Source organism: Microbulbifer maximicatervae (SeqCode) (assembly GCF_052467305.1).
Genome location: NZ_CP174306.1, coordinates 3507086 through 3533232, shown reverse-complemented (window position 1 = coordinate 3533232; position 26147 = coordinate 3507086). Strand labels below are relative to the sequence as shown.

General features: G+C 53.4%; 25 protein-coding genes and 1 other RNA gene. 19 read left to right on the top strand and 7 right to left on the bottom strand.

Annotation, left to right across the window (positions count from 1 at the left end; genetic code table 11):
- Positions 1-90 precede the first annotated feature (90 nt).
- Positions 91-531 carry a Z-ring associated ZapG family protein gene (locus ACJJI4_RS15405; protein ID WP_282933890.1) on the bottom strand — a complete coding sequence of 147 codons (441 nt, stop codon included), beginning with the start codon at positions 529-531 and terminating at the stop codon, positions 91-93.
- 352 nt (positions 532-883) lie between these two features.
- On the opposite strand from ACJJI4_RS15405, the gene zapE reads away from it, so the two are divergent.
- The 9 genes from zapE (at position 884) to ACJJI4_RS15360 (ending at position 9300) form a co-directional block, all read left to right on the top strand.
- Positions 884-2008 carry a cell division protein ZapE gene (gene zapE / locus ACJJI4_RS15400; protein ID WP_444925707.1) on the top strand — a complete coding sequence of 375 codons (1125 nt, stop codon included), beginning with the start codon at positions 884-886 and terminating at the stop codon, positions 2006-2008.
- 114 nt (positions 2009-2122) lie between these two features.
- Positions 2123-2551: a 50S ribosomal protein L13 gene (gene rplM / locus ACJJI4_RS15395; protein WP_108734214.1), complete on the top strand. Its 429-nt coding sequence runs from the start codon at positions 2123-2125 to the stop codon at positions 2549-2551.
- A 15-nt stretch (positions 2552-2566) separates the two neighbouring features.
- On the top strand, positions 2567-2959 hold the full coding sequence (gene rpsI / locus ACJJI4_RS15390; RefSeq protein WP_413663030.1) for a 30S ribosomal protein S9: 393 nt from the start codon (positions 2567-2569) through the stop codon (positions 2957-2959).
- 302 nt (positions 2960-3261) lie between these two features.
- Positions 3262-3861, top strand: a complete 600-nt coding sequence (gene petA, locus ACJJI4_RS15385; protein WP_413663029.1) for a ubiquinol-cytochrome c reductase iron-sulfur subunit — start codon at positions 3262-3264, stop codon at positions 3859-3861.
- Positions 3858-6092: a ubiquinol-cytochrome c reductase gene (locus ACJJI4_RS15380; protein WP_444925706.1), complete on the top strand. Its 2235-nt coding sequence runs from the start codon at positions 3858-3860 to the stop codon at positions 6090-6092. Before petA ends, ACJJI4_RS15380 begins: the two co-directional genes overlap by 4 nt.
- A 107-nt stretch (positions 6093-6199) precedes the next feature.
- On the top strand, positions 6200-6826 hold the full coding sequence (locus ACJJI4_RS15375; RefSeq protein WP_108734210.1) for a glutathione S-transferase N-terminal domain-containing protein: 627 nt from the start codon (positions 6200-6202) through the stop codon (positions 6824-6826).
- A 25-nt stretch (positions 6827-6851) separates the two neighbouring features.
- A complete protein-coding gene (locus ACJJI4_RS15370) occupies positions 6852-7247 on the top strand; it encodes a ClpXP protease specificity-enhancing factor (protein ID WP_108735312.1) in 396 nt (131 codons plus the stop codon).
- 134 nt (positions 7248-7381) lie between these two features.
- Positions 7382-8569 carry a GGDEF domain-containing protein gene (locus ACJJI4_RS15365; protein ID WP_444925705.1) on the top strand — a complete coding sequence of 396 codons (1188 nt, stop codon included), beginning with the start codon at positions 7382-7384 and terminating at the stop codon, positions 8567-8569.
- 107 nt (positions 8570-8676) lie between these two features.
- A complete protein-coding gene (locus ACJJI4_RS15360) occupies positions 8677-9300 on the top strand; it encodes a Yip1 family protein (RefSeq protein ID WP_413663026.1) in 624 nt (207 codons plus the stop codon).
- 38 nt (positions 9301-9338) lie between these two features.
- Here the strand turns inward: ACJJI4_RS15360 and ACJJI4_RS15355 are convergent, their stop codons facing one another.
- The gene (locus ACJJI4_RS15355; protein ID WP_444925704.1) at positions 9339-11246 is read right to left on the bottom strand and encodes a M48 family metallopeptidase; all 1908 of its coding nucleotides are present in this window, start codon (positions 11244-11246) and stop codon (positions 9339-9341) included.
- A gap of 2 nt (positions 11247-11248) precedes the next feature.
- Positions 11249-11845 (bottom strand): LemA family protein, encoded by a 597-nt coding sequence (locus ACJJI4_RS15350; protein WP_444925703.1) that lies wholly within the window; start codon positions 11843-11845, stop codon positions 11249-11251.
- A 174-nt stretch (positions 11846-12019) separates the two neighbouring features.
- On the opposite strand from ACJJI4_RS15350, the gene ACJJI4_RS15345 reads away from it, so the two are divergent.
- The gene (locus ACJJI4_RS15345) at positions 12020-13210 is read left to right on the top strand and encodes an acetyl-CoA C-acyltransferase (protein WP_444925702.1); all 1191 of its coding nucleotides are present in this window, start codon (positions 12020-12022) and stop codon (positions 13208-13210) included.
- Positions 13211-13280: 70 nt separating this feature from the next.
- Here the strand turns inward: ACJJI4_RS15345 and ACJJI4_RS15340 are convergent, their stop codons facing one another.
- The 4 genes from ACJJI4_RS15340 to ACJJI4_RS15325 all read right to left on the bottom strand — a co-directional run bounded on the left by ACJJI4_RS15340 (position 13281) and on the right by ACJJI4_RS15325 (position 16792).
- Positions 13281-13871: a BON domain-containing protein gene (locus tag ACJJI4_RS15340; RefSeq protein ID WP_413663022.1), complete on the bottom strand. Its 591-nt coding sequence runs from the start codon at positions 13869-13871 to the stop codon at positions 13281-13283.
- A 3-nt stretch (positions 13872-13874) separates the two neighbouring features.
- Entirely contained in the window at positions 13875-14465 is a 591-nt protein-coding gene (locus tag ACJJI4_RS15335; RefSeq protein ID WP_108734203.1) for an SIS domain-containing protein, read from the bottom strand.
- A 64-nt stretch (positions 14466-14529) separates the two neighbouring features.
- Entirely contained in the window at positions 14530-14892 is a 363-nt protein-coding gene (locus ACJJI4_RS15330; RefSeq protein ID WP_413663021.1) for a YraN family protein, read from the bottom strand.
- Positions 14879-16792, bottom strand: a complete 1914-nt coding sequence (locus ACJJI4_RS15325) for a penicillin-binding protein activator (RefSeq protein ID WP_444925701.1) — start codon at positions 16790-16792, stop codon at positions 14879-14881. Before ACJJI4_RS15325 ends, ACJJI4_RS15330 begins: the two co-directional genes overlap by 14 nt.
- 39 nt (positions 16793-16831) lie before the next feature.
- On the opposite strand from ACJJI4_RS15325, the gene rsmI reads away from it, so the two are divergent.
- From rsmI to mraY, 9 genes are all read left to right on the top strand, one after another.
- Positions 16832-17674: a 16S rRNA (cytidine(1402)-2'-O)-methyltransferase gene (rsmI, locus tag ACJJI4_RS15320; protein ID WP_444925700.1), complete on the top strand. Its 843-nt coding sequence runs from the start codon at positions 16832-16834 to the stop codon at positions 17672-17674.
- A gap of 59 nt (positions 17675-17733) precedes the next feature.
- An RNA gene (gene rnpB / locus ACJJI4_RS15315) (RNase P RNA component class A) lies at positions 17734-18090 on the top strand.
- 455 nt (positions 18091-18545) lie between these two features.
- The gene (mraZ, locus tag ACJJI4_RS15310; protein WP_444925699.1) at positions 18546-18989 is read left to right on the top strand and encodes a division/cell wall cluster transcriptional repressor MraZ; all 444 of its coding nucleotides are present in this window, start codon (positions 18546-18548) and stop codon (positions 18987-18989) included.
- A 12-nt stretch (positions 18990-19001) separates the two neighbouring features.
- Positions 19002-19934 (top strand): 16S rRNA (cytosine(1402)-N(4))-methyltransferase RsmH, encoded by a 933-nt coding sequence (gene rsmH / locus ACJJI4_RS15305; RefSeq protein ID WP_444925698.1) that lies wholly within the window; start codon positions 19002-19004, stop codon positions 19932-19934.
- Between the two features lie 4 nt (positions 19935-19938).
- On the top strand, positions 19939-20214 hold the full coding sequence (gene ftsL, locus ACJJI4_RS15300) for a cell division protein FtsL (RefSeq protein ID WP_413663017.1): 276 nt from the start codon (positions 19939-19941) through the stop codon (positions 20212-20214).
- Positions 20215-20402: 188 nt separating this feature from the next.
- Positions 20403-22160, top strand: a complete 1758-nt coding sequence (locus ACJJI4_RS15295; protein WP_444893031.1) for a peptidoglycan D,D-transpeptidase FtsI family protein — start codon at positions 20403-20405, stop codon at positions 22158-22160.
- Entirely contained in the window at positions 22157-23689 is a 1533-nt protein-coding gene (locus tag ACJJI4_RS15290) for a UDP-N-acetylmuramoyl-L-alanyl-D-glutamate--2,6-diaminopimelate ligase (RefSeq protein ID WP_444925697.1), read from the top strand. The genes ACJJI4_RS15295 and ACJJI4_RS15290 overlap by 4 nt, the downstream gene beginning before the upstream one ends.
- Positions 23682-25061: a UDP-N-acetylmuramoyl-tripeptide--D-alanyl-D-alanine ligase gene (locus ACJJI4_RS15285; protein WP_444925696.1), complete on the top strand. Its 1380-nt coding sequence runs from the start codon at positions 23682-23684 to the stop codon at positions 25059-25061. The genes ACJJI4_RS15290 and ACJJI4_RS15285 overlap by 8 nt, the downstream gene beginning before the upstream one ends.
- Positions 25061-26146 (top strand): phospho-N-acetylmuramoyl-pentapeptide-transferase, encoded by a 1086-nt coding sequence (gene mraY / locus ACJJI4_RS15280; protein ID WP_413663013.1) that lies wholly within the window; start codon positions 25061-25063, stop codon positions 26144-26146. The genes ACJJI4_RS15285 and mraY overlap by 1 nt, the downstream gene beginning before the upstream one ends.
- Position 26147: the final 1 nt, after the last annotated feature.

Here is a 26147-nt window from a genome sequence, read left to right as displayed (position 1 = left end):
GCCAAATAAAAAAGGCGGGTAGTTACCCGCCTTTTTTATATCTGGAAAAACTGTGTTAGCCCCCTGTCTGTCTGGTGGGCTCAGTCTGTCCTAACTGCTTTCGTGAGCCTCTTTTTCGAGTCCATAGTCTTCGGCAAGAGTACCTTTGGCGCCAGGTTCTTTAGGGGCCCAGTCACGAGGTGGCTCTATATCCTGCAGCTTTTCATCGTTGTCATTTAATTTCCCACTACCAGCTTTCAGCATTTGGCGACCAATATCCTGGCTGGATAGGCGCAATGCGCTGTTAGAAAGGTATTCGTGAACCTCTTTGTAGCTTTCGGTGAGGTTGTGGACGAGTTGTGACGTCTGGTCAAAGTGATCGTTGACCTGTAGCTGGAAATCTTCGAGCTTGTTGTTGGCCTCACGGAGTCTCTGCTCCAGCTCCTCTGAGCGCTCGACACTGGTACGCCCGCGCACAGCCAGGAATGCCAGGAATGCACCCAGGGTCATACCGAGGACGCCGACTAGAATTAATACCGATGTAGAGTGCACTTACTACCTCCTCAACTTGCTTTTTATTGTACAGATCACCTCGCGAAGAGGTGAGGCTGCCTGTGTTCGGCTTTGCCGGTGTCTGCACTGTGGGCAGCCGCTGTTACGTGGCTGTAGCCCCTCATAATAGAGTGGCCAGTATACGCGATTATTACGCTGACAATTCAATGTTGTCGGCTAATTGCGACAGAATGCTTGGCGCCTGGTTCCAGTTTGCAGGGAGGGCTGGCTATTTCGGATGGTTGCACTGGTAATTGAGGTGTCGACCGTTTTGTCCTGTGATCTGTGCGCTGAATGGTTGAATTTGATAGAGTGCGCGCCAGTTATTCAGTAGTCGAAGAAATTTTCCTCTATGTTGCCCGCCAAACCACTATTTTCTTCCCCTCTTGAGCGTTATGAGAGTGATCTTCAGCGCCCTGACTTTGTTGAGGATCAATCCCAGCGTCAGGCAGTTGAGGAGCTGCAGGATCTTCATCGGCGCCTGGTGGCTCGATCTGAGCGTGGTGCGATTATTAGTTTTTTGTCCCGCATTCGCAGTGGCGCTAATGAGCCCGAGAAGGGTCTTTACTTTTGGGGTGGGGTAGGCCGCGGAAAAACCTACCTAATGGATGCGTTTTTTGAGTCCCTGCCGTTCGCGGAAAAACAGCGCACCCATTTTCATCGCTTTATGCGTCGAGTTCACCAGGATCTAAAGGAGTACGCAGGGGAGAAGAATCCGCTGGAGAAGGTGGCGGATAAGATTGCCCGCCGCGCTCGGGTGCTCTGCTTTGATGAGTTTTTTGTCTCAGATATTGCCGATGCCATGATATTGGCCGGTCTGTTGGATGCGCTGTTCCGCCGGGGGGTGGCCCTAGTGGCGACCTCGAATATTGTGCCCAAAGGCTTATATAAAGATGGGTTGCAGAGGGTACGATTCCTTCCGGCCATCGATCTGCTGGAGAAGTACACCAAGGTGGTTAATGTCGATAGCGGTACCGATTACCGGCTGCGCACCCTGGAGATATTGGAGCTATATCATTCTCCGCTGGGACCTGAGGCGGATAGCAGTCTGGAGCAGAGTTTTTCACAGCTGAGTGTCAGCGGCTGCGAAGCCCGTAGCCAGGTTCAGCTGCAAGTGGAGGGGCGTCCAATTCGAGCCTTGAAAGTAGCGGATGATGTTGCGTGGTTTGATTTTGTGGATCTATGCGATGGGCCGCGATCGCAAAATGACTATATCGAATTGGCCAGGGAGTTCCACACGGTGCTTCTGGGGTCGGTAGTCAAGTTTGATGAGCGTATGGATGCCCAGGCGCGTCGCTTCATTAATCTAGTGGATGAATTTTACGACCGGTGCGTGAAGTTGGTAATTTCTGCGGAGGTTCCAGCTGAGGAGTTGTACGTCGGCCGGAATCTTAAGTTTGAGTTTGAGCGCACGGTGAGTCGGCTTTTGGAGATGCAGTCCCGCGAATATCTGGAGCGGCCCCATCGCCCCGAATAAGTCTGTCGAGTCGGGGTAAATTCCGCTTGAAAAGCATACACTCCTTTTGTACTATCCGCGCTCTTTTGTGGGACGGCCCCTAATTCTGGGGGTCATATTACAGGTGTTTATAACATGAAGACTTACAGTGCCAAGCCAGAGGCGGTAAAACGCGACTGGTACATTGTTGACGCTGCGGACAAGACCCTCGGCCGTATTGCTGCCGAGATCGCAACCCGCCTGCGCGGCAAGCACAAGCCTGAATACACGCCCCACGTGGACACTGGCGATTACATCATTGTAATCAACGCAGAAAAGGTTCGCGTGACCGGTAACAAGGCCAAAGACAAGATCTACCACAGCCACTCCGGCTACCCTGGTGGTCTTAAATCCATCAGCTTCGAAAAGCTGATCGAAAAAGCGCCCGAGCGCACCGTTCAAAGCGCCGTTAAAGGCATGCTGCCGAAAGGTCCTTTGGGTCGTGCCATGTTCAAGAAGCTGAAAGTATACAGCGGCAGTGAACATCCTCATGTGGCTCAACAGCCGATTGAACTGGCGATCTAAACGGGAATAAATCTGATGGCAACTACTCAATACTACGGTACCGGCCGCCGCAAGACCTCTACTGCTCGTGTATTCCTCACAGCAGGCGAAGGTAAGATCACCGTAAACGGTCGCACTCTGGACGAATACTTCGGCCGTGAAGTGGCTCGCATGATCGTGCGTCAGCCGCTGGAAAAGGTTGAAATGGTCGAGAAATTCGACATCACTGTTACTGTTAAAGGTGGCGGTTCCTTTGGTCAGGCGGGTGCTATCCGTCACGGCCTGACCCGTGCCCTGATGCAGTACGACGAAGCGCTGCGTCAACCGCTGCGCGCCGCTGGTTATGTTACCCGCGACGCCCGTGAGGTTGAGCGTAAGAAAGTGGGTCTGCGCAAAGCGCGTAAGAAGCCGCAGTTCTCCAAGCGTTAAGCTTTCTTTTTGGCCCGGCTTTTGCCGGGCTTTTTTATATTCCCGTATCTGTGGTTATCCAGCGCTCTTATGACTTTTGCTGGATTTATCGCGGTTTCGCCGCGTGATTCCCGACGTTCCCCATAGCATTGCCTTGTATCAAATTGGCATTTTCTTTAACATTGCGCCGATTTGTATCCGCTTGATTTGTGGGGTTTATTCGCGCGGGCAATCTGCCGGGGCGGGACTTCTTTCAAGACTTTTTGGGTTTGGGCCAGCGAATCTCCGGGCTATCGGGGTCGCTGTGATGGGAGAACTACGTCATGAGTGATGACGGTGTAAATGTAGGACGGCGCCGTTTTCTAACCGCTGCCACCTCAGTTGTTGGTGGCGCGGGTGCGGTGGGGGTTGCCGTTCCCTTCGTCGCTTCCTGGAAGCCGAGTGCCAAGGCGAAAGCCGCGGGCGCTCCGGTTAAATACAACATTAGCAAAGTTGAACCGGGCCAAATGGTCACTGTAGAGTGGCGAGGTAAGCCGGTCTATGTTGTGCGCCGTACCGATGAAATACTGCAAGACCTGGAGAAAGTGGAGCCTCTACTGCGCGACCCTAACTCCGAGGAGTCTATCCAGCCAGCTTATGTAGATCCGGAAAACCGCTCTATCAAGCCAAAGCTGTTGGTGTTGGTTGGTCTGTGTACGCACCTTGGTTGCGCACCTATGTACCGCCCGGAAGTGGGTGCTGCCGATCTGGGTGGTGATGAGTGGATGGGTGGCTTCTTCTGTCCCTGTCACGGTTCCAAATACGATATGGCTGGCCGTGTTTATACCGGTGTTCCCGCGCCTACCAACCTGGAGGTGCCGCCTTATTCCTATGAAAACGACGATGTAATCGTGATTGGCGTAGACCAGGAGGGCACCGCATGAAATGGCTCGCAGATTTCGGTGATTGGGTAGATCAGAGACTGCCCATTTACCAGGCCTGGGATAAGCACATGGGCAAGTACTACGCGCCCAAAAACTTTAACCTGTGGTATTTCTTCGGCGTTTTCTCCCTATTGGTCCTGGTCAACCAGCTGTTGACCGGTATTTGGCTCGTTATGAGCTACAACCCCTCCGCCGAGGAGGCATTTGCCTCGGTTGAGTACATCATGCGCGATGTGGAGTGGGGTTGGTTGATACGATATCTTCACTCCACAGGTGCGTCTGCCTTCTTCGTGGTGGTGTACCTGCATATGTTCCGCGGTTTGATGTACGGCTCTTATAAGCCGCCCCGCGAGCTGGTGTGGATTTTCGGTATGTGTATCTACCTGGTGCTGATGGCAGAAGCCTTTATGGGTTACGTACTGCCTTGGGGCCAGATGTCCTACTGGGGTGCCCAGGTAATTGTTTCCCTGTTTGGAGCAATTCCCGGTATTGGCGATAGCCTGGTTGAGTGGATTCGCGGAGACTACCTGATTTCTGGTATTACCCTGACCCGCTTCTTCTCCCTGCACGTTATTGCACTGCCGCTGGTATTGGTATTGCTGGTAGTTCTGCATATCCTGGCGTTGCATGAGGTTGGCTCCAACAACCCAGACGGTATCGAGATCAAGAAGAACAAGGACGAGAACGGCATTCCTAAAGACGGTATTGCTTTCCATCCTTACTACTCTGTTCACGATTTGGTAGGTATTGCGGTATTCCTGTTCATCTTCGCGACGGTTGTGTTCTTCTTCCCAGAAATGGGCGGTTTCTTCCTGGAGCACGCTAACTTCGAAGAGGCGAACCCGCTGAAGACGCCACCGCATATCGCACCGGTTTGGTACTTTACGCCGTTCTACGCAATCTTGCGTGCTGTAACTATCGATATTGGTCCTCTGCCGGCTAAGTTCCTGGGTACTGTTGCAATGGGTGCTGCTATTGCAATTCTGTTTGTACTGCCTTGGTTGGATAAGAGCCCGGTTCGCTCGATCCGCTACAAAGGATGGTTGCCCAAGGGCTTGCTGCTCCTGTTTGCCGCAGTGTTTATTATCCTCGGTTACCTGGGTGTTAAATCTCCAACTCCGGGACGTAACTTCCTGTCTCAGGTGGGAACCCTGTTCTACTTTGCTTTCTTCATGACCATGCCTATTTGGTCTAATCCGAAGGCACGCAAAGGGCTGGGATCGTGGATTGTTAGTGGGGCTTTTGCAGTACTGTTCCTGTGGATGGCATTCGCAAACTTTACTTTTGGCAATGAAGATGCGAGTAAGAACGGTTTTGTGAATACCTTTGTGGGTATTGCAGCCCTGTTGCTGGCTGGCTTCTTTGCAATACTGCCTTGGTTGACTAGCCGCGATGAGGTTTACCCAGAGCCCGAGCGTGTAACCAGCCCGTCTGGCGGTAAAACTTTCGGCATCCTGTTTATCGGTATTATCGTTGTTGGCCTGCTGACCTTTATCCCGATTAAAGCGGTAGGTGCAGAATCTGAGGTGGAGCTGGATCACATCAACATCGACCTGCGGAACAAACCGTCCCTGCAGCGCGGTGCCAAGTACTTCGTCAACTACTGTATGGGTTGTCATAGTGCCAATTACTCCCGTTGGGAGCGTGTGGCCACTGACCTGGATATCCCGGTTGAGTTGATGATGGAGAACCTGGTTTTGGGTGACGACAAGATCGGCAGCCTGATGACAATCTCCATGCGTCCAGATGATTCCAAAGTATGGTTCGGCGCCGCGCCGCCGGACCTGACGCTGGTTGCTCGTTCTCGCTCACCGGAATGGCTCTACACTTACCTCCGCAGCTTCTATAAGGACGACAGTCGTGCTACCGGGGTAAATAACAAGGTCTTCCCGAGTGTGGCCATGCCTCACGTTCTGATGGAGCTGCAAGGCTTGCAGGAGTGTGCCCCTGGTCCCAAGCGCGACCACGGTAAAGTTGTCCGCGATGAGCTCGGTAACCCGATTATGGATGCTGCCTGTGGTAGCCTGGAAGTCGGTAAGGTGAAGGGCTCTATGACACCTGAAGAGTTTGATGGGGCAATGTATGACCTCGTCAACTTTATGGAGTACATTGCTGAGCCGATGGCTGAAGATCGCAAGCGTGTTGGCTTCTATGTGCTGGCGTTTATTTTTGTGTTCTTTATCTTCGCCTGGTTGCTGAACCGCGAATACTGGAAAGACGTGCACCACTAAAGCCGTCGCTAGTTTGTCTCTAATGGGTGGTGGGTTTACTCACTGCCCTTTTATATTTTGAATAAAAGGTCGGCTCTAGCCGGCTTAAAGTTTGAGGTAGTTTGAACATGGGTGTGCCTACCAACAAGCGCTCCTCGATGACCTTCTTCTCCGATGGTCGCAGCCACTATAGCCACCGAGTACGTATCGTACTTGCAGAGAAAGGGGTTTCCGTCGATATCACCGATGTGGACGCCGATGATAAACCAGCTGAACTCGCTGACCTCAATCCTTACAACTCCCTGCCAACCCTGGTAGATCGCGACTTGGTTCTGTTCGAGACCAAAGTGATGATGGAGTATCTGGACGAGCGTTTCCCGCATCCGCCGCTGCTGCCGGTTTACCCGGTTGCCCGCGCGCAGAGCCGCCAGATCATGCATCGTATCGAGCGCGACTGGTGTCCTCTGGTGGACAAGATCCTTGCCGGTGGTAAGGACGCGGCCTCCGCTCGCAAAGAACTGCGCGACAACCTGGTTGGCATCGCTCCGATGTTTACCGACCTGCCGTACTTCTTTAATGAAGAGTTTTCTCTGGTAGATTGCTGCATGGCTCCGCTGTTGTGGCGCCTCGAGCAGTTTGAAATCAGCCTCCCGAAAACAAAGCAGGTTAAGCCGTTGCTGGACTATATGGACCGCCTGTTTGCCCGCGAGGCATTCCAGCAGAGTCTGACCGAATACGAACGGGAAATGCGTTGAGGGGATACTGGTGAGCAAGCCGGCCATGACATCCAATCGTCCCTACATTCTGCGGGCGTTTTACGAGTGGATAACCGATAACCGGTGCACTCCTTATATTCTGGTTGATACGCACCTCCCCGGTGTTTTGGTGCCGCAACAACATGTGAACGACGATGGTCAGATAGTGCTGAACATCTCGGAATCAGCGGTTGCCAGTCTGACTATGGATAATTACGCCATCAGGTTTAACGCCCGTTTTGGCGGGGTTCCGACAGATATCCAAGTTCCAGTGGGGTCTGTGGTCGGAATCTACGCGCGGGAAAACGGGCAGGGGATGGTATTTGAGGCCGAGGAAACTCCAGAGCCGCCCGAACCGACGCCACCCACCAGTTTGGGTAAAAAATCGGTGAAAAAGCCGGCTCTGCGTGTCGTTAAATAGTGCTCCTTTTTGCTGGTAGGGCAGATTTCTGAAGCCCTGCCAGTTCCCTTCCTCCACTTTTGTGACCTGGTTCCGGGTATACGCTTGTCCCAAGTCCGTATAATGTCGCGTTATCTTTTATTGCCGCGAATGTCATGCCGCCGTACCTTCAATGGCTGCGCTTTATTTGGCTGCCAGGGATGCTTCTGGTGCTTCTCGTTGCGCAGTATCTCCCCTGGATCGATCTGACCCACTTATACAGTCCGCAGCTGCCTGTGTTGCTATTGGCTATGGCGGCATTGCTCAGTTTTGGTTTTCGCTCAAGCCGGGTTGCGCTTGCAGCGCTGCTTATCATGGCCCTATACATCGCGGCTCACTCCCAGTTGCTCCCCAGCTTGCACAGGGATCTCCCACTTTATCTCTCACTGGTTGCGGTAAATCTTGTTCTGTTCACTTGCAGTCGTGATCGCAGTGTCTTCAGTATTTTTGGGCTGCTGTGGGGCCTGTTTTTGCTGGCTGAGGGGGTGGGTTTTGTCTTGCTCTACGATTGCTGCGCGCCGCTGAAGCTGGCATTTCCGGTCGAGAATTTGCCCAGGGGGTTGTCCGGGTTTTTACCCGACGCATTTTCGTTACCACAATTGATTGGCAGTGTCTCCGCTCTCGGTGCTTTTGCCTTACTTTTTCTCTACCCTGGCCCCACCGCTATGGGTCTGTTTAGTTGTTCTATTTTGCTGCTGTGCAGTGTTTGGTTGAGCCTTCCTCTCGAGTTTACCGGGTCTGTAGCGGGAATATTGTTGGTCGCTTCGCTGCTTGGGGCCAGTTATGAATTGGCGTTTCGCGATGAACTGACTGGGCTTCATTCCAGGCGGGCCTTCCGCTATCAGATGCTGACGCCAGCATGGAATTACAGTCTTGCCATGGTTGATATCGATCATTTTAAGAAGTTGAATGATCGCTATGGGCACCAAGTGGGTGATCAGGCTTTGCAAATGGTTGCGGCTCAACTCGCGCGCCACTCTCACGGTACCGTGTTTCGCTATGGCGGCGAGGAGTTTGTTATTTATCTTCCGGGCCGCAGTCGCGAGGCGAAAGAAGCTTTATTGGAAAAAATCAGGGAGAAAATCTCAAGCTACCCACTGCGCCTGAGGTCATCGGGGCGCCTTGCCGCAGGAGCTTCGCTCAGGGGAAAGGGCGGAGGGAAGCCAGTAAAAGTTACTGTGAGTATTGGCGTTGCCCACCGCAATAAAAAACTAAAGAAACCCGAGAGTATCCTTAAAGCGGCTGATCAAGCGCTTTATAAAGCAAAGCGCAGCGGGCGAAATTGCCTGTCTGTCCACAGCTGATATAAATCAAGTAAATTTGAAAGTGACGCTTAATTCCCTTTTGGCATTGGTCAATCCGTTGTGCGCCACCGATACTGCAAAGCAGGGTATTGGAAGGGAGATTTGGTGTGCGGATACTCAGTCATACAATAGGTATTCTTACCAACCCGGAAAAAGAGTGGAAAGCGATACGCGCTGATCGACATTCTTTTTTTGAGGTGTTTGTAACTCATGTGCCGCTTCTGGCGTTGATTCCTACCGTGGCCGGTTACTTTGGGGTTACCCGGGTAGGCTTCCAGGTTGGGGGGCATCTGGCAAAGCTGACACCTGAAAGTGCGGCTGTTCTGTCGGTTGTTACTTATTTTGCATTGCTGGTTGGCGTCTATTGCCTCGGAGAGTTTATTAACTGGATGGCACGATCCTACGGAGTTGAGGGAGATGAGCCCACGCGCCATTATGAAGGCACGGCACTTGCGGTGTTTATTACTACGCCAATCTTCCTGGCGAGTATCGTCGTCCTTTATCCACACCCCTGGCTCACGATGGCGTCGGTAGGCATTGCCGGGATGTATTCTATTTACCTGGTCTTTGCCGGCATTCCGATCCTGATGAATATGAATAAGGATCGAGCATTTCTGTATGCCTGTGCAGTATTAACCGTTGCCTTGGTAATGATGGTTACGGTGCTTATTGGCTCCGTCATTTTATGGAGTGTGGGCATCGGGCCGGTTTATCAGCACCACGCCCATTAAGGTTTCACAACGCCAGCATTTGTGCTGGCGTTGTGCGGCTACCTAGACTTATCGATAATCGGTGGCATAGGGCAGTCCAGGCTGTCAGCGACGGCCCTTAACAGTTCGATCTCCTCCGCTTTAATTACCCCATTGTGATTCAAGGTGATCACAATCGCTTTCAGTAAGTCGGGTTTCTCCAGGGGCGGTATAAGGCTGGCGATTGCAATGGCCTTGTCCAGTCGTGGTAGGGTGATATCAGCGATGCCAGGTAGCGGGGTTATTTCAAGGCTGAGAGCACTGAGTCCCTTCTCATAAGCACGTTTTGCTGGAAGGTATTGGCTGTTTCCCGCATGGGCGATGGCTGCAATGATAAATTGTGAAGCATCTTTGTTGGCATGTTTTCTGTGGGAGAGGCGCTGTCGATCTGGAGCGCCGTCGAGCGCGTGCATTAATACCCGGTACAGGGCCCACTCCCAAACTTCAACTTTCCCATCGCTGTGTAGAAGCTTGATAAGGTTTCGTTTAAAGATCTGGTACTGCTGGGGGACTAGGGCACGCAAGGCCGGGATACATAGGTCTATCAATGCGAGGCGAGCGTTGCTCGGCAGTGATTCCATATGTGGTGTGAGTTTTTTCATCTCGCGGATAACAGCGGGGTGGGCAATTTTCTCCAAGAGGTTTAGCTGTTTGTCTCGCTCGGTTTTATCCTTGTGCAGAAGAAGGTAGTAAACCAGTGCCCGGGCGGTAAAGGGTTCGTGTGCAGCCTGCTGGATAAGGGGTGGAATAGAGCTCAGTAGTTGATGTCCAAGCTCGACTTGATGTGTATCTGGCTTGGCAATGCTGTTGTCCACCGCATCCAGAGCAGCCTGGAAAGGCGTTGTAGGAGCGGCCATGGCGAACTGAGGATTTTGCAATTCACTGGGTTTTAAAGTCTGGGCCTCACTTTTTACCTGCTCTTCCGTATTGGCGAATAGGCCATTCCAGGCGGGTTCTAGCCTCTTTATGCGCACCGGTAGTGGAGGGTGAGTGGCAAAAAGGCTGAGCAGAGAGTGTTTTACCCCAACCGCGAACAACATATGGTTAAACTCTGCTGCGTTGGGGCTGCTGAGTTCTGAGCCTAAATCGTGGCCACCGATCTTTTTCAGTGCGTTGGCAATACCGAGGTTGTTGCGAGTAAATTGTACTGCGGAGGCATCGGCAAGAAACTCCCGCTGCCGACTGACTGCGGCCTTGATCAGGTTGCCGATTAGCGTACCGGTGTAGCCGAGGATAATCAGAGTTATTCCCAGGCCTAGTAGAGGATATCTTATGGGGGTTATGCGCCTGTGGGGTGCCGGGCTTCTGACAAGGAGCTGTCCCAAAAGTCCAATAATTAAGATTCCATGTAACAGCCCGGTGATCTGGGTGTTTAGACGAATGTCTCCATTGAGAATATGACTGAACTCGTGGGCAACAACGCCCTGTAGTTCCTCCCGGGTAAGCTTTTCCAAGGAGCCCCGCGTCAGGCCAATAATGGCGTCGGTAGGGTTTTGGCCAGCGGCAAAGGCATTGATGCTGCTGTCCTCAATGATGTAGACATCGGGTACCGGAATACCTGTTGCAATAGCGACCTCTTCCACAACATTGAGTGCTCTCTTTTCCCGCTCAGTTTGCGCGGAAGTATTAAGCTTGTGCCCTCCTAGGGATTCCGCCACAGCCTTTCCCCCAGGGGATAATTGATGGAACTTGTACAGACTGCCCAGGATAACGACGGTACCGATGACAAAGGCTATTGAGCCAAGGGTCTCCCAGCCCAGAAGTTGCACAACTTCAAAGGGAGTAAATGGTTGGCCGCGAGACAGTGACACCATGGCTGCGGTAGCCAGGGTACTCAAACTGATTAGGGCAATGAGGGCCAGGCTGAACAGGAAAACCAGCAAACGACTGCTGTGCTTGGCTTTGCCCTGGTGAACGTAAAAGTTCATATTTAAAACTCGATACGTGGCGCGACTTGAAAGGTTTCTGAGTCTGCGAACTCAAGCAGTTGGGCGTTGGCTCTGTGGCCAAAAAGGCCGGCCAGAAATACTGGGGGGAAGCTCTGCTTGTAGATGTTGTAGCTGGTGACGCAGTCGTTAAAAGCTTGGCGTGCAAATGCCACGCGGTTTTCGGTGCTGTTTAACTCCTCGTTGAGTTCGCGGAGGGTCTGGTCGGCTTTCAGTTCCGGGTAGGCCTCAATCACCATATTCAGGCGGCCGAGAGCGCTGTTGAGAAGACCTTCAGCGCGACCGAGCTTATCGATTGCGGCGGCATTAGTGGGGTTTTTAGCGGCGGTTTTGAGATCTGACATTGCACCATTGCGCGCGCTGATAACCGCTTCCAGGGTGTCTCTCTCATGGTTCAGGTAGGCCCTGGCGCTCTCCACCAGATTTGGCACCAGATCGTGGCGCCGTTTTAATTGTATGTCGATCTGCGCAAAAGCATTTTCACTGTGGTTTTTCAGTGAAACCAGTTTGTTAAAGATACTGATGATGAAAAAGAACAGTGCGATGACCACCGCCAGCACAATAAGTCCCGTAGACCCCATAACGCTCCCCTATTTATCCCTGTTGGTGGCGTAAATAGTAACACGATGGGCTGATACTGATACGCACCGGCCGCACCCCTGGCGGAGCGGGGTGGGGCTTCGGCTATAATGCGGCGACATTAAAACAATTGCCGCCACCACAGTGATGGCGGCACAGAACTTGGAGCAGCCAGAATGAGTGATGTAACTTCGGACCCTGTAGTGATTGTCGGAATGTCGCGTACGCCAATGGGCGCTATGCAGGGCAGCCTTTCAGCCCTCACTGCCCCGCAGTTGGGTGCTGCGGCGATTCGCGCAGCCCTTGAGGGCGCGGGTGTGGCACCTGCCGATGTGGATGAAGTGCTGATGGGTTGTGTGCTCCCGGCAGGTGTCGGTCAGGCTCCGGCACGCCAGGCATCACTGGGTGCTGGCATCCCTGTCGGCACTCCTTGCACCACTGTTAACAAGGTGTGTGGCTCCGGAATGAAGACTGTGATGATGGCCCGCGATGCCCTGCTGATGGGTGAGGGTAAGGTTATCGTTGCTGGTGGTATGGAAAGCATGAGCAATGCCCCCTACCTGCTGGCCAAGGCCCGCTCTGGTATGCGCCTCGGTCATGGAGAGGTCAAAGATTCCATGTTCCTGGATGGCCTGGAAAATGCTGCAGATGGCAAGCTGATGGGTACTTTCGCCGAATCTACTGCCGATAAGTACGATTTCACCCGCGAAGAGCAGGACGCTTTTGCCCTGGAATCTCTAGCGCGTGCCCAGGCCGCGATTGAAGGTGGTGATTTTACTCGTGAAATCTCCCCGGTCACGATTGCCTCTCGCAAAGGTGAGATTGAGGTGAGTGTCGATGAGGCCCCAGGTAATGCCCGTCCAGACAAAATCCCTCAGCTAAAACCGGCGTTCCGTAAAGACGGCACTGTAACCGCTGCGAACTCAAGCTCTATTTCTGACGGTGCTGCGGCGCTGGTGTTGATGCGCAAAAGTGAAGCCGAGAAGCGCGGCTTGAAAATTCTGGCTGTTCTCAAGGGGCAATCCCAGTTTGCCCGTGAGCCCGAGTGGTTCACTACGGCTCCGGTCGGCGCTATGCACAAGCTGCTGGAGAATGCCGGTTGGTCTGCGGCGGATGTGGACCTATTCGAGATTAATGAAGCATTTGCGGTAGTGACTATGGCTGCAATGCGTGAGCTCGATTTGCCCTGGGAAAAGGTCAATGTTAACGGTGGTGCCTGTGCCCTCGGCCACCCGTTAGGTGCTAGCGGTGCCCGTATCCTGGTTACCCTGTTGGCAGCGATGGAAAAGCGCGATGCCAAGAAGGGCGTGGCAAGCCTGTGTATTGGTGGCGGTGAGGCTACAGCGGTTGCTATAGAGCGCGTATAAGTTACAGACTTGAGCGCTAACAAAAACGGAGGCAGTTGCCTCCGTTTTTGTTTGTGTAGTGCGGGAAGTATTAGTTGATGTATTCCACTGCTTTTACAACCTTCTGTACCCCGCCTACCGAGCGGGTTACTTCGGCTGCCCGTTCCGCTTCGGCAGGAGTTAGCAGTCCCATCAAATAAACAACTCCATTCTCGGTCACGATTTTGATGCGACCACTGTCTACTTCTTTATTGGCAAACAAGTTGCTTTTCACCTTGGTGGTTAGCCAGGTATCGCTGGTGCTAGCCAGTAAAGTGACTTTACCGCGCACCTGAATTTCGTTGTAGACCTGGCGAACATTCTGTACTTGTTCCGCCGTGCGTCCGGCAAGCAGGCGCAGTTCCTGGCTGGGTACCTGGCCAGTGAGCAGTACAACACCATTAAAAGAATTGATATTGATATTCGAGGTTTTCAGGTCCGGGTGAGCTTTGTTGATATTGACTGTGGTCACCGTCTCGATACGTTGGTCATCAATATAGGTGCCAAAAGATCGCTCGCCGGGGTCCTGTTGTATGGGGCCGTCATGGGTGGCCTCCAATACAGTGCTGCATCCCGCTAACAAGGTGGTTGCCGCGAGGGCAGCCAGGAGATATTTCCCCAGGGTCAACTTTTTGTTGTTCATCGTTTATTCCTCGTAGCCACCAAACAAACTACTGTCGATTAGGTCGCACAGGCAAAAAATTGTCAGAAGATGTACTTGGTGTACCTCTGCTGCGACATCGGATGGCACCCGTAGTTCAATATCATGGGTATCGAGCAGGGCGGCGCAGTCGCCGCCATCACCGCCGGTCAGTGCGAGTATGCCCATATCCCGGTCCCGAGCCGCACGCATGGCCTGAACCAGGTTTGAGTCGCGCCCATCGCTGCTGATAATTACGAGGAGGTCACCGGGTTGCCCCAGGGCGCGAACCGGGTGTGCGAAGGTGTCTGCACCGCCGTGGTTCGAGGCAACGGTGCCCATGGAGACGCCGTCGCTGTTGAGGGCCATAGCCGGTAGGCCGGGGCGTTCGCGCTGGAAGCCGCCGGTCAGTTGCGAGCTAAAACTTTGCGCCAATGCGCCACTGACACCATTGCCACAGAGCAGGACTTTGCTCTCTGCCAAGAGTGTATGCACCACCATTTCGCTGGCTTCTGCAATCAGCGGGGCCAGTATCTCGCCAGCGTTCATTGTGGCTTCAAGACTGTGGTGAAAAAGGGTTACGACTCGCTGTTCCATTGTGTCCTTAATTCAGGTGAGCTCGAACTCACCATAACTTGACAGGGTAAATCTCGGTTTTGCCTCAGGCTTCGAAGGCGCTTTTAATCCACTGGATGTTTTGTGCATCGCCATCTATGGCAAGGACATCGAAGCGGCACGGACAGTCCAGTTTATGTTGCTGCAAATAGCGGCTGGCAGTGGCCAATAGCTTAGCTTGCTTGCGTGAATCCACGCTGGCTGCGGCCCCGCCGAACTGGCTCTTGCGGCGGAAGCGCACCTCCACGAACACGACAGTATCGCTTTCACGGGCGATAAGGTCTATCTCTCCGTGTGAACTGCGATAATTGCGCTCCAATAAGGTGAGCCCCGCGCGCTGCAAATAGCGGGCCGCGGCAGCCTCCATTTGGCTGCCGACAGTGCCGCTTGAGCCCTTAAAAAGCCTCACGATTCCCACTTAATTCGATCGGCTCCCGCTGCGGCAACTGGGGCTCGACGGTAGTGATGGGCACCGGCACCCCTTTGTCGATTCGCGCCCACATTTGTTCGCGCACTATGCGGCCATCAGCGCTCAGGCTCAATGCGCCGGTGAGACCGTGTACTTTCTGTTCCGGGAATTGGCGCAACATCGGCAAGCGCGGGTAGAGGCGGAAGGCATCGGCACCTAGGGCATACAGTCTGGCAAAAGCCGGTGCGGGCGACGCCTGCTCCTCGATATCCTGCTTGGTTTGATTGCTTTCAAATAGCCAGGGCAGGGCGGTAAAGCGAATACCGTTCATATCCCTGTCGCGATTGCGGTTGATGCTGCCACCAAAGACATGAGAGGTAGCGTATACGGGCAGGTCACTGGCGTAGTAGTAGGTCAGCATGGGGTTGAGCTGGCGCGCCTGCTGGGGTTGTGCTGCCAGGAATACCATATCGACATCGTCACGGCGTCTGGGGGTAAATTCCAGCTTTGCCGCCAGGTGACTCTGCAATTCCTTCTTGCGCGCGTTGCTGGCGGGAATTAACAGGGCATCGCTGACCAGGGCTGAGAACTTGCTGTTGTCCTTAAACGTCCGGCGAATGCTAACTGAGCCACCGAGGCGCAGCCACTCTTCTTCAAATGCTTCAGCGCCGCGCTGCCCCCAGCTATTGTCAGCGGTGAGGACCATTGCCTGTCGCTTGCCTTGCCGGTAAGCGTGCTGGGCAATTTGCCGCGCTTCATCTTCAATTGCCAGGCCAAACTGGACCAGGTCTGTGGTCAGGCGCCCCTCATCGCCGTAGTTGAGGGCGAGAGTAGGCACTGGCAGCTTTTCTGTGGCAAGCAGGTTGGCTACCTTGCTCTTATCCAGTGGGCCAACAATCATCTGCGCACCGGCATCTACGGCGCTCTGGTAAATTTCCTCAAATGGCTGACCGGAACCGGTGTCGTAAACCATCACTTTCGGAGTTGCGCCGCCAGCATTCAGAGCGGTGTAGTGGGCGGCCATAAAGCCATCCCGGATTGCCCTGCCGGCGTTGCCCAGGGGGCCGGACAGTGGCAGGAGCAGCGCCACGCGGTCTGCCCGCTGGGCGGCCAAGCGCTCTAACAGCTGCAATGCCTGTGGCGGATGGGAATTGGCACTATGGGCGGGCCAGCGCTCGCGCCAGCGGCTGAGGGCGGTCAGCTGTGAGCTGATATCCGTCTGGGTGTCGCGGCCCAGCAGGGCGAGTTGATACCAGGCGCGCATCTGGGTGTCATTGCTTTGGGTGGCGCGAGCCTGCAATTCACTGGAGGGCAGCTGGGTCAAGAGATGCCAAAAGCCGTTGTTATTCTCTGTGATCGCTTCGTCGGACTGGGCGATATAGGAGATTTCGCGCCGCTCACTAATTGCGCTGTCGAGATTTCCCAGAAGTCCCCATAGGTCAGCGCGCAGGCTGCGTAGAGGTAAGGCAGTCTTCTGTGGTAACTCCGGCCACACATTTTCCAGGCGTGGAGAGGCTGCCAGGTCGAGGGCCTCGAAGAAGTCGTCGTCTGCGGCAAGTAGGCTGCCATAGACCTGTGCATAGCTGGCGAAGAGGTTGTCGTCCAGCTGTTCGGGCGTAATTTTGATTACCGCCTCTTTTGCCGTCTCTTTATCTCCCAGCTCGTATAGAATAGCGGCCGCTTGCAGGCGCTGTTGATCCCGCGCCGGTGCCGGCAGGGTGTCGGCACTGCGCAGCATACGTACAGCTTCACTGCGGCTTGCGGTGTGGCCGGCCGAATAATCCGGCTGGTAAACGTTTGGCCGGGAAGCCGGTGTCTGGCAAGCAGCCAGTGCGACTGCCAGTGAGGCAGCTGCCATTCTGGTGATTACAGTAGAGGTGCGCCGGGAAGAGGCGGACATAATCTTCTCCCGCAATATTTATATTTGGAGTGAACAGCTATGGGGCCGGATCAGGCGCTGCTTTATATTGTCGCTACGCCCATTGGTAATTTGGCCGATATGGTACCGCGAGCGATCGAAGTTCTACAATGTGCCGATCTGGTTGCGGCGGAGGACACACGTCACAGTCAGCGATTATTTTCCCATTTTAATATCGATACGCCATTGATGGCATATCACGATCACTCGGATGACAAGCGCACAGAGCAGATTTTGCAGCGTTTGGAGCAGGGCCAGACCATTGCCCTGATTTCCGATGCGGGCACCCCACTGATCTCAGATCCCGGCTATCGCCTGGTACGTGAAGCCCGGGAGCGTGGAATCAAAGTCTCCCCGATACCGGGGGCTTGTGCTTTTATCTCCGCACTGAGCGCCGCCGGGCTCCCCAGTGACAAGTTTAGTTTCGAGGGATTCCTGCCGGCTAAGTCCGGTGCCCGTGAGCGAGCCCTACAGGAGTTGGCCAGTGATACCCGTACCCTGGTGTTCTACGAGGCCCCTCACCGGGTTGCCGACACTTTGGAGGCAATGGCGGCCGTGTTCGGCGGCAATCGCGAAGCGGTGATAGCCCGCGAGGTCAGCAAGGCCTTTGAAACTTTTCAGTTGATGCCTCTGGCAGAGTTGGTTGAGTGGGTCCGCGCTGACAGCAATCAGCAGCGCGGTGAGATTGTTTTGATGGTACGTGGTGCGGAGCGCTCTCGTGACAGTGAGCTGGATGGGGAGGCGCAGCGTGTGATGTCACTGTTGCTGGCAGAGTTACCGCCGAAAAAAGCGGCGGCGATCGCTGCCGAAATTACTGGAGTGAAAAAGAAAGCCCTGTACAACTGGAGCCTGGAGCAAAAATAAGGCACTGATTGCTGCAATTGCCTGTTGCAATCCGTCTGTCGCCTCTTTACTCTTCGCCGCGAGCTGGCCGGGCAATCGCTGTCGTCTTGTGCGATGGAGGAAAGTCCGGGCTCCATAGGGTGGAACGCCAGGTAACGCCTGGGGGGTGCGAGCCTACGGAAAGTGCAGCAGAGAGTAGACCGCCGATGGCTCCTTTTTTGGGAGTACAGGTAAGGGTGAAAGGGTGCGGTAAGAGCGCACCGCGCGGCTGGTAACAGTCCGCGGCATGGTAAACCCCGTTCGGAGCAAGACCAAATAGGCCCTCTATAGGTGTGACCCGCACTGAGGGCGGGTAGGTCGCTTGAGGTGTCTGGTGACAGGCATCCCAGATGAATGATTGTCCTCGACAGAACCCGGCTTACAGGCCAGCTCAACAATTTCAAAAGCCCGGCATTCGCCGGGCTTTTTTGTTTGCCTGATGTGGTGGTCCTGGCTCCGGTAGCCCTCTTTGTGTTCGCCTATTTCTTCTCGTTTAATTTCGGCTAAAGCCTCTTCTTGGCGCAAAAAAATTGATTAACTGTTAAGGGGGCGATCGTGCCAGATAGGGCTGTTCCGACTAGTTTCAATGTGCCAATATGCGCCACTTCTCTGGAGGCCGCGATTTTACAAGGGGTTATGGGGACTTTGGGGTCGAATTCCTTGACTTTGTGTCGACCAGTTTTATAGTGTCGAGAGTGGGAAAAAGTGGAAAATCGTGGAAATTTGTGGTTTATTCGCGATAAGTAAGTGGGTGTTCACACCGCCAGATTAAAGTCGAACATCTTTCTCCATTGACCTGCCATATGGGAGTGAGTCGCGAGAGGCGCGATCTCCAAAGCGAGAACCACTAAACGTGTATTTGGGCAGCCACGCAATCAATATGGACGCCAAGGGGCGTCTGGCAATACCGGCACGCGTCCGCGATAGGCTGTTGGATGAGTGTGAGGGGTGCTTGGTGGTGACTGCCCATACAGAGGAACGCTGTTTGTTGGTGTATCCGTCGCCCCAGTGGCAGCAAATTCTCCCGAAGATTGAAGCATTGCCCAGCTTTAACAAAGTGGCTCGGCGCGCTCAGCGCCTGCTGATCGGGTATGCCTGTGAGCTGCAGGTGGATGGCAATGGCAGGGTATTGATTCCGCCAACTCTGCGTGAGTACGCGGGGCTGGAAAAGAAATTGATGTTAGTGGGCCAGGGGAAAAAGCTGGAGCTCTGGAGTGAGGAGCGCTGGATGTCCTGGCTCGATGATAGTGAAGACGAAGAGGGTATGCCTGAGGAAATGGCATCCCTCTCTTTATAAGGGGAGTACCGGGTGTCTCAAGAATTGCATCGCAGTGTGTTGTTACGCGAGGCCGTAGACGCTCTGGTGACTGAGCCGGATGGGTTTTATATCGATGGCACCTTTGGCCGGGGAGGGCACAGCGCCTCAATCCTTGAGCACTTGGGGCCCAATGGCCAGTTGGTAGGGGTGGATAAAGATCCCCAGGCTGTTGAATTTGCAGAGCAGCGGTTTGCCGGTGAATCCCGTTTTTCCATTTGGCATGGGTCTTTTGCCGATATGGATAAGGCTGCCGGGCAAGCTGCCGGTAAGGTCAGTGGAATATTGCTCGATCTGGGGGTGTCTTCGCCGCAACTGGATCAGGCCGAGCGCGGTTTCAGTTTTATGCAGGATGGCCCCCTGGATATGCGTATGGATACCAGTCGGGGTATCAGTGCAGCGGAGTGGGTCAACACTGAGGTTGAGGCCGAAATGGCCCGGGTGTTTAAAGAGTACGGCGAGGAGCGTTTTGCCCGTCGAATGGCCGCTGCCATTGTAAAGCGCCGGCTGGAAAAACCATTTGAGCGCACCCTCGATTTTGCCGAGGTTGTGAAAGAGGCGAATCCGGCTTGGGAAAAAGGTAAACATCCCGCTACTCGAGTCTTTCAGGCTATTCGTATTCATATTAATGGCGAGTTGGATGATCTGCAGAGTGCGTTGGATAAATCCCTGCAGTTGCTGGCACCGGGTGGGCGCCTGGTGATTATCAGTTTCCACTCTCTTGAAGACCGAATGGTGAAGCGTTTTATTCGGGAAAAAGAGCGCGGTCCCCAGTTGCCTCGTGGCCTTCCGGTTATGGATAGTCAGATAGCCAAGTCACTGCGTTCGGTGGGCAAGGCAGTGAAAGCCAACACGGTTGAAGTGGATGAAAATCAGCGGTCCCGCAGTGCAGTAATGCGGGTGGCAGAAAAGCTGGCGGGAAGCTGAGTTTATGTCTGGCAAGGCTCTACTTGGAGTGGGGGTAATGTGGATAGCGGTAATACTGTCGTCGCTATCTGTTATTCATACCACCCAACAAAGCCGAGAGTTAACTGCTGAGCTCGGTAAGGCACAAAAAGCCCACGATGAATTGCGCTATGAGCAGGAGCGTCTCCTTTTGGAGAAAAGTGCCTGGTCTGCCTATAGCCGGGTCGAACAGGTCGCTCGAGAAAAATTAAAAATGCATATGCCAGCACCTTCGGAACAGGTATTGGTAGTGGCGGATTAAGTTTTAACCGCCTTGGATGAAGACGTAAGTACCCCACTGCTTGCCCGGTGGGGTTTCTGCGTTTGGGGGCTTTGGCCTTTAAATAATTATAAAGAATTTTGCGTTAATTGAGTTTTGGAGTTCAGGCCCTGGAGAGTGGCATGCTCAGCCGGGATGCAAAATAAATAGATAACGCCAACTGGGAAAACATGGGCGCAGTCAAAAAAAAGGATATTCAGCCGGGTATAGCCCGCTGGCGCTTTGCGCTGGTGGCGGTCCTGCTGTGCCTGCTCGCTCTTACCCTTGTGTTCCACTTGGCCAAACTGCAGGTAGTGCCTGCTGCTGAGCGCGGATATCGTTTCCTGCAAGACCAGGGCCGGGCCCGCACCTTACGCACCGAAGAAATTGCTGCCTATCGGGGCTCAATAGTCGATCGAAACGGTGAGCTTCTCGCTGTCAGTACACCGGTACACAGCCTGTGGGCCAATCCCAAGCTGTTGAGTGAAATAAGCGATGCGAATTTAGTGCGCCTGGCTCGCGCGCTGGATTTACCGTCTTCCAAACTGGGCTCTCGCCTGAAGAAATACCGAAACAAAGAATTTATGTACCTGCGCCGGCACCTGTCTCCAGAAGAGGCTGAGAAAGTGCTGGACCTGGGTATTACAGGTGTTTTCAGTAAAAAAGAGTATCGGCGCTTCTATCCTGCTGGGGAGGTCGTAGCCCAACTTCTCGGTTTTACCAATATCGATGATCGCGGCCAGGAAGGAATGGAATTGGCCTACGACGATTGGCTGTCCGGACAGCCGGGATCACGTCAGGTAATTAAAGATCTGAAAGGGCGCACGGTAAGGGATTTGGCAATTCGTCAGGAAGCGCAACCGGGCAGGGATCTGCGTTTGTCTATCGATATGCGCCTGCAATATTTGGCTTACCGGGAATTAAAGCGGGCGGTGTCGGAAAACGGCGCCGCCTCCGGCTTTATGGTGATTCTCGATACTCACAGTGGCGATGTGTTGGCCATGGCCAACCAGCCTTCATTTAATCCCAATGATCGCAAAGGGGTTAAATCGGCGGCTATGCGCAACCGTGCGCTGATCGACCAGTTTGAGCCGGGTTCTACAGTGAAACCCTTAACGGTATTGGCGGCTTTGGAAACCGGGCGCTACACCCCAAGAACAGAAATAAACACCAGCCCTGGATATATTCGCGTGCCGGGAAAAACCCTGGTGGACCCGGTTAATTACGGAAAAATAGATCTCACCAAGATTATTACCAAGTCGAGCCAGGTGGGAATTACAAAAATTGCTCTCGATTTGGAACCAAATTCTCTGCGGGGACTCTTTTATCGCTTGGGTCTGGGCGAGGCTGTGGGCAGTGGCTTCCCCGGTGAAGCACAGGGGATCTTGCCCAGTCGCAGCCGCTGGCACCCAATCGAGCGAGCTAATTTCGCCTTCGGCTACGGTTTAACAGTTAACGCCGTGCAGCTGGCACAAGCCTACAGCGTACTGGCGAATGAAGGGGTTAAGCGTCCTGTTTCCCTGGTTTTATCCGGTGACAAAGTACCGGGCGAGCCTGAGCAGGTTATTGAGCAATCCTTGGTTGGGCAGGTCACAGCGATGTTGGAGACGGTGATTTCCCGGGGTACCGGACGCCTTGCCGCTGTAGAAGGTTATCGTGTCGCCGGCAAGACCGGTACTGTGCACAAAGTTGGCAATAGTGGTTATGCGGATAATCGCTATCGCTCAGTATTTGCGGGCTTTATCCCCGCTGATAATCCGCGCCTTGCCGCGGTAGTTGTTATTGATGATCCCAGTCATGCCAAATATTACGGTGGTGAAGTTGCTGCACCGGTATTCGGTGCGGTGATGACTGGTGCTATGCGCCTGTTGCAGGTTCCGCCGGAAAAAATTAAATCGGCGGAGGGGCAATTGGCCGCGCAGTTAAGCGAGAGGGGTTCAAAATCGTGAGTCAGCGCGAACAACATTCTGTTTCTATCAAAGAATTAGTGCCGGGTTACGCCGGTATTCCCGATATTTCTGTCACTGGTATTGCCCTGGATAGCCGCAAGATAAAAGCGGGCGATGCATTTATGGCCTTGCGCGGTTCTGTGGTCGATGGTCGGGAATATATCGATGCGGCAATTACTGCAGGTGCTGCGGTAGTGCTTGCCGACGGCGACAAGTTGGAATGTAAAAGCCGTGGTGATATCCAGGTGGTCAGTGTTCCCGGTCTGGCAAAGCGGGTAGGGGAAATTGCCGCGCGCTTCCACGGTAATCCCAGTGGTGAAATGCACTTGGTTGGAGTGACTGGCACCAACGGTAAAACCACTTGCGCCTATTTGACTTCCCAATTACTGGCTCGCCACTTTGGCAGTGCAGCATTGATAGGCACCATTGGTAATGGTGTCTGGAAAGATAACCAAATCGAATTGCAGGAAACGGGTTTAACAACGCCTGACCCGGTGAGTTTACAAGCGGACTTTGCAAATTATCGCGATAGTGGCGTTGCCGCTGCCGCAATGGAAGTTTCTTCGCATTCCCTTTCTCAGGGACGTGTGCATGGGCTGATTTTTGATACGGCAATTTTTACCAATTTGAGCCGCGATCATTTGGATTATCACGGCAATATGGCCGCTTACGGCGCAGCCAAAGAGAAACTTTTCGGACTGCCAAAATTGAAGCGAGGAGTCATTAACCTGGATGATCCGTTTGGCGCCCAGTTGGCAGAGCGCTGCAAATTGCGTGGCCTGCGCGTTATTACTTATGGGCTGCAGGCGGGTGATTTATATGTTGCTGACCTGCGTCGCCATGAGCGCGGTTTTTCTGTAAAGCTTAATTCCCCCTGGGGCAGCGGTGAGCTGCACGCACCCTTAATCGGCGATTTCAATATTCACAATGCTCTGGCTGTGGTAGCTGCTGCAGCGGCAGAGGGCATGCCTTTTGAAGATATTCTTGCCGCTTTCCCCACTATTAAAGCGGTGCCGGGGCGTATGGAGCGTGTCCTGGTTGAGGGTTCCGATGATGTGGGTGTATTGGTGGATTATGCCCATACACCAGATGCTCTTCGCGCGGCTTTAGCAGCAGCGCGCCCTTACTGTCGCGGTAATTTGTGGTGTGTTTTTGGTTGTGGCGGTGACCGGGATACGGGTAAGCGCGCGGCGATGGGGCGTATTGCCTCCGAGATGGCGGACCGTGCCATTGTGACTAGCGATAATCCGCGTAGCGAGGAACCACAAAAAATTATCGACGATATTCTCGAAGGGGCTGCCAGTAATATCGAAGTTGAAATTGATCGCGCGATAGCGATATCTCAGGCGGTATCTGCAGCCCAACCGGGGGATATTGTATTGATCGCCGGTAAAGGGCACGAGAATTACCAAATTATCGGCAGTGAAAAAATTCAATTCTGTGATCGTGAGCAAGCTGCTGCAGCTCTCAAAGCCCGCGTGGATGAATCGGGCCAGTCAAGTGAAGGCAAGGAGAGCCAAGGTGATTAATTCCCTTACGTTGCAGCAACTGCAAAGCCGTTTTGGCGGTGAGTTAATCAATGGCTCTGTGGAGTTTGAACTGGTTTGTACGGATACCCGCAAGCTGGACCCCAAATCTTTATTTGTTGCTCTGGTTGGCGAAAATTTTGATGCTCACGACTTTGTCGGTGAGCTGGATGGCCAGGTATTGGGGTTGGTCGTCGATCGTGAAGTGCCCAGTTGCAGTTTACCGCAGTGGCGCGTTGAAGATACGACGGTCGCATTAGGACAAATTGGCTTACTGTGCCGTGAGCAGTTTGACGGTCCAGTTGTGGCGATCACAGGGTCCTGCGGAAAAACCACCGTTAAGGAGATGCTGTCTGCAATTTTTTCCCAGAGTCATACACCCTGCGTAACCGAGGGAAACCTGAACAACCAGTTCGGTTTACCTATGACTTTGTTTGGGCTGACAGTGCAACACGATGTGTTGATTCTCGAAATGGGAGCTAACGGCCCTGACGATATCGGCTACCTGTGTAGTATCGGCAAGCCGCAGGTGACGGCGGTAAATAACGTAATGCCAGCGCATGTCGAGGGCTTTGGTTCTGTTGATGCTATCGCAAAAGCCAAGGGCCAAATTTATACCAGTTTGGATGTATCGGCGACGGCGGTGATCAATACCGATGATGGCTATGCGAATTACTGGTTGGAGAATATGCCCGAAGGGGTAAAGACTCTGGCTGTTGGCTTGTCTAATGAGTGTGCTATCCATGCGGATAATATTGTATTGAACCCTAACGGTTGCCCTTCATTTGACTTGGTAATTGAAGGCGTTGCCCACTCTGTTAGCCTGAAATTGCTTGGTGAGCACAACGTTCACAACGCTCTCGTTGCTGCTGGATGTGCTTTTGCTGCGGGAATACCTGCGGTGGAAATAATCAGCGGACTTAACACGGTGACGGGGGTTGCTGGGCGCTTGCAGGAGCAGGCAGGTATAGCCGGTGCAACGGTTATCGATGATAGTTACAACGCGAACCCGGGCTCAGTAGGTGCGGCCATCGAATTGCTGTCACAGCGTTCAGGTAAAAAAATTCTGGTGCTGGGGGATATGGCCGAGTTGGGGCCGGACGCGGAGGAAATGCATAGAAGCGTTGGAGCTTTGGCTCGAGAGCGGGGCTTAGATGCGCTGTTTACCTTGGGGCCGCTGGGTACTGCCGCCAGCATGGCCTTTTCTGCGGGGAGGCAAGAGTTGCTGCGCAATTATCGCGAGAGAGAACCCCTGGTTACTGCTCTCACTCAACAATTGGATGAACAAACCACAGTTTTGGTTAAAGGATCACGCAGCGCCCGTATGGAATTGGTAGCGCAGGCACTGCTTGGCAATAGCAGAGGGGAGAAGTAATGCTGCTTTGGCTAGCGGAGCTATTACAACAACATGTCAGCGGTTTTTCGGTATTTAACTACCTGACAGTGCGCGCAATTCTTGCTGCGTTGACGGCTCTGGGTATTTCACTACTTGTGGGTCCGCGCATGATTCATTGGTTGAATCATTTACAGGTGGGGCAGGCTGTTCGCGATGATGGTCCGCAAAGCCATTTGAGTAAATCTGGCACTCCGACTATGGGCGGCACCTTGATTCTCGCCTCAATTTTTGCCTCAGCCCTACTCTGGTCTGATCTCAGCAATCGTTACGTGTGGGTTACTTTATTAGTTACCTTTGTTTTCGGTGCTGTGGGCTTCGTGGATGACTATAAAAAAGTCGTTTATAAAAACCCCCGTGGCCTTATTGCTCGCTGGAAATATTTCTGGCAATCCGTTGCCGGGTTGGGTGCAGCTATTTATCTGTATATGAGTGCTTCAAGCCCGGCAGAGACCCAGTTTTTTGTTCCCTTTTTTAAAGATGTTGCGATAAACCTGGGACCGATATCTTTTATATTGCTGACCTACTTTGTCGTTGTTGGCTCCAGTAACGCGGTTAACCTGACTGATGGCCTCGATGGCTTGGCGATTATGCCTACTGTGATGGTGGGTGGAGCACTTGGGGTGATTGCTTATTTATCCGGCCATATGGAATTTGCTGACTACCTGCATATTCCCGCAATTCCAGGAGCTGGGGAGTTGGCGGTGTTCTGCGCTGCCCTCGGTGGTGCCGGACTTGGGTTCTTATGGTTTAACACTTATCCGGCCCAGGTGTTTATGGGGGACGTGGGCGCTCTGGCACTGGGGGCGGCGCTGGGAATTATTGCGGTAATTACCCGTCATGAAATTATTCTGTTCATCATGGGCGGTGTGTTTGTGATGGAAACGGTTTCCGTAATTTTGCAGGTGGCATCCTTTAAATTAACGGGGAAGAGAATTTTTCGCATGGCGCCTCTGCACCACCACTTTGAATTAAAAGGGTGGCCGGAGCCTCGAGTCATTGTGCGCTTTTGGATTATTACCGTCATTCTGGTCTTGGCTGGTTTGGCAACACTGAAAATTCGATAAA

Coding starts and splice junctions, on each gene's coding strand:
- zapE (WP_444925707.1), top strand. CDS start 884: ATGTTGCCCGCCAAACCACTATTTTCTTCCCCTCTTGAGCGTTATGAG.
- rplM (WP_108734214.1), top strand. CDS start 2,123: ATGAAGACTTACAGTGCCAAGCCAGAGGCGGTAAAACGCGACTGGTAC.
- rpsI (WP_413663030.1), top strand. CDS start 2,567: ATGGCAACTACTCAATACTACGGTACCGGCCGCCGCAAGACCTCTACT.
- petA (WP_413663029.1), top strand. CDS start 3,262: ATGAGTGATGACGGTGTAAATGTAGGACGGCGCCGTTTTCTAACCGCT.
- ACJJI4_RS15380 (WP_444925706.1), top strand. CDS start 3,858: ATGAAATGGCTCGCAGATTTCGGTGATTGGGTAGATCAGAGACTGCCC.
- ACJJI4_RS15375 (WP_108734210.1), top strand. CDS start 6,200: ATGGGTGTGCCTACCAACAAGCGCTCCTCGATGACCTTCTTCTCCGAT.
- ACJJI4_RS15370 (WP_108735312.1), top strand. CDS start 6,852: ATGACATCCAATCGTCCCTACATTCTGCGGGCGTTTTACGAGTGGATA.
- ACJJI4_RS15365 (WP_444925705.1), top strand. CDS start 7,382: ATGCCGCCGTACCTTCAATGGCTGCGCTTTATTTGGCTGCCAGGGATG.
- ACJJI4_RS15355 (WP_444925704.1), bottom strand. CDS start 11,246: ATGAACTTTTACGTTCACCAGGGCAAAGCCAAGCACAGCAGTCGTTTG.
- ACJJI4_RS15350 (WP_444925703.1), bottom strand. CDS start 11,845: ATGGGGTCTACGGGACTTATTGTGCTGGCGGTGGTCATCGCACTGTTC.
- ACJJI4_RS15345 (WP_444925702.1), top strand. CDS start 12,020: ATGAGTGATGTAACTTCGGACCCTGTAGTGATTGTCGGAATGTCGCGT.
- ACJJI4_RS15340 (WP_413663022.1), bottom strand. CDS start 13,871: ATGAACAACAAAAAGTTGACCCTGGGGAAATATCTCCTGGCTGCCCTC.
- ACJJI4_RS15335 (WP_108734203.1), bottom strand. CDS start 14,465: ATGGAACAGCGAGTCGTAACCCTTTTTCACCACAGTCTTGAAGCCACA.
- ACJJI4_RS15325 (WP_444925701.1), bottom strand. CDS start 16,792: ATGTCCGCCTCTTCCCGGCGCACCTCTACTGTAATCACCAGAATGGCA.
- rsmI (WP_444925700.1), top strand. CDS start 16,832: ATGGGGCCGGATCAGGCGCTGCTTTATATTGTCGCTACGCCCATTGGT.
- ftsL (WP_413663017.1), top strand. CDS start 19,939: ATGTCTGGCAAGGCTCTACTTGGAGTGGGGGTAATGTGGATAGCGGTA.
- ACJJI4_RS15295 (WP_444893031.1), top strand. CDS start 20,403: ATGGGCGCAGTCAAAAAAAAGGATATTCAGCCGGGTATAGCCCGCTGG.
- mraY (WP_413663013.1), top strand. CDS start 25,061: ATGCTGCTTTGGCTAGCGGAGCTATTACAACAACATGTCAGCGGTTTT.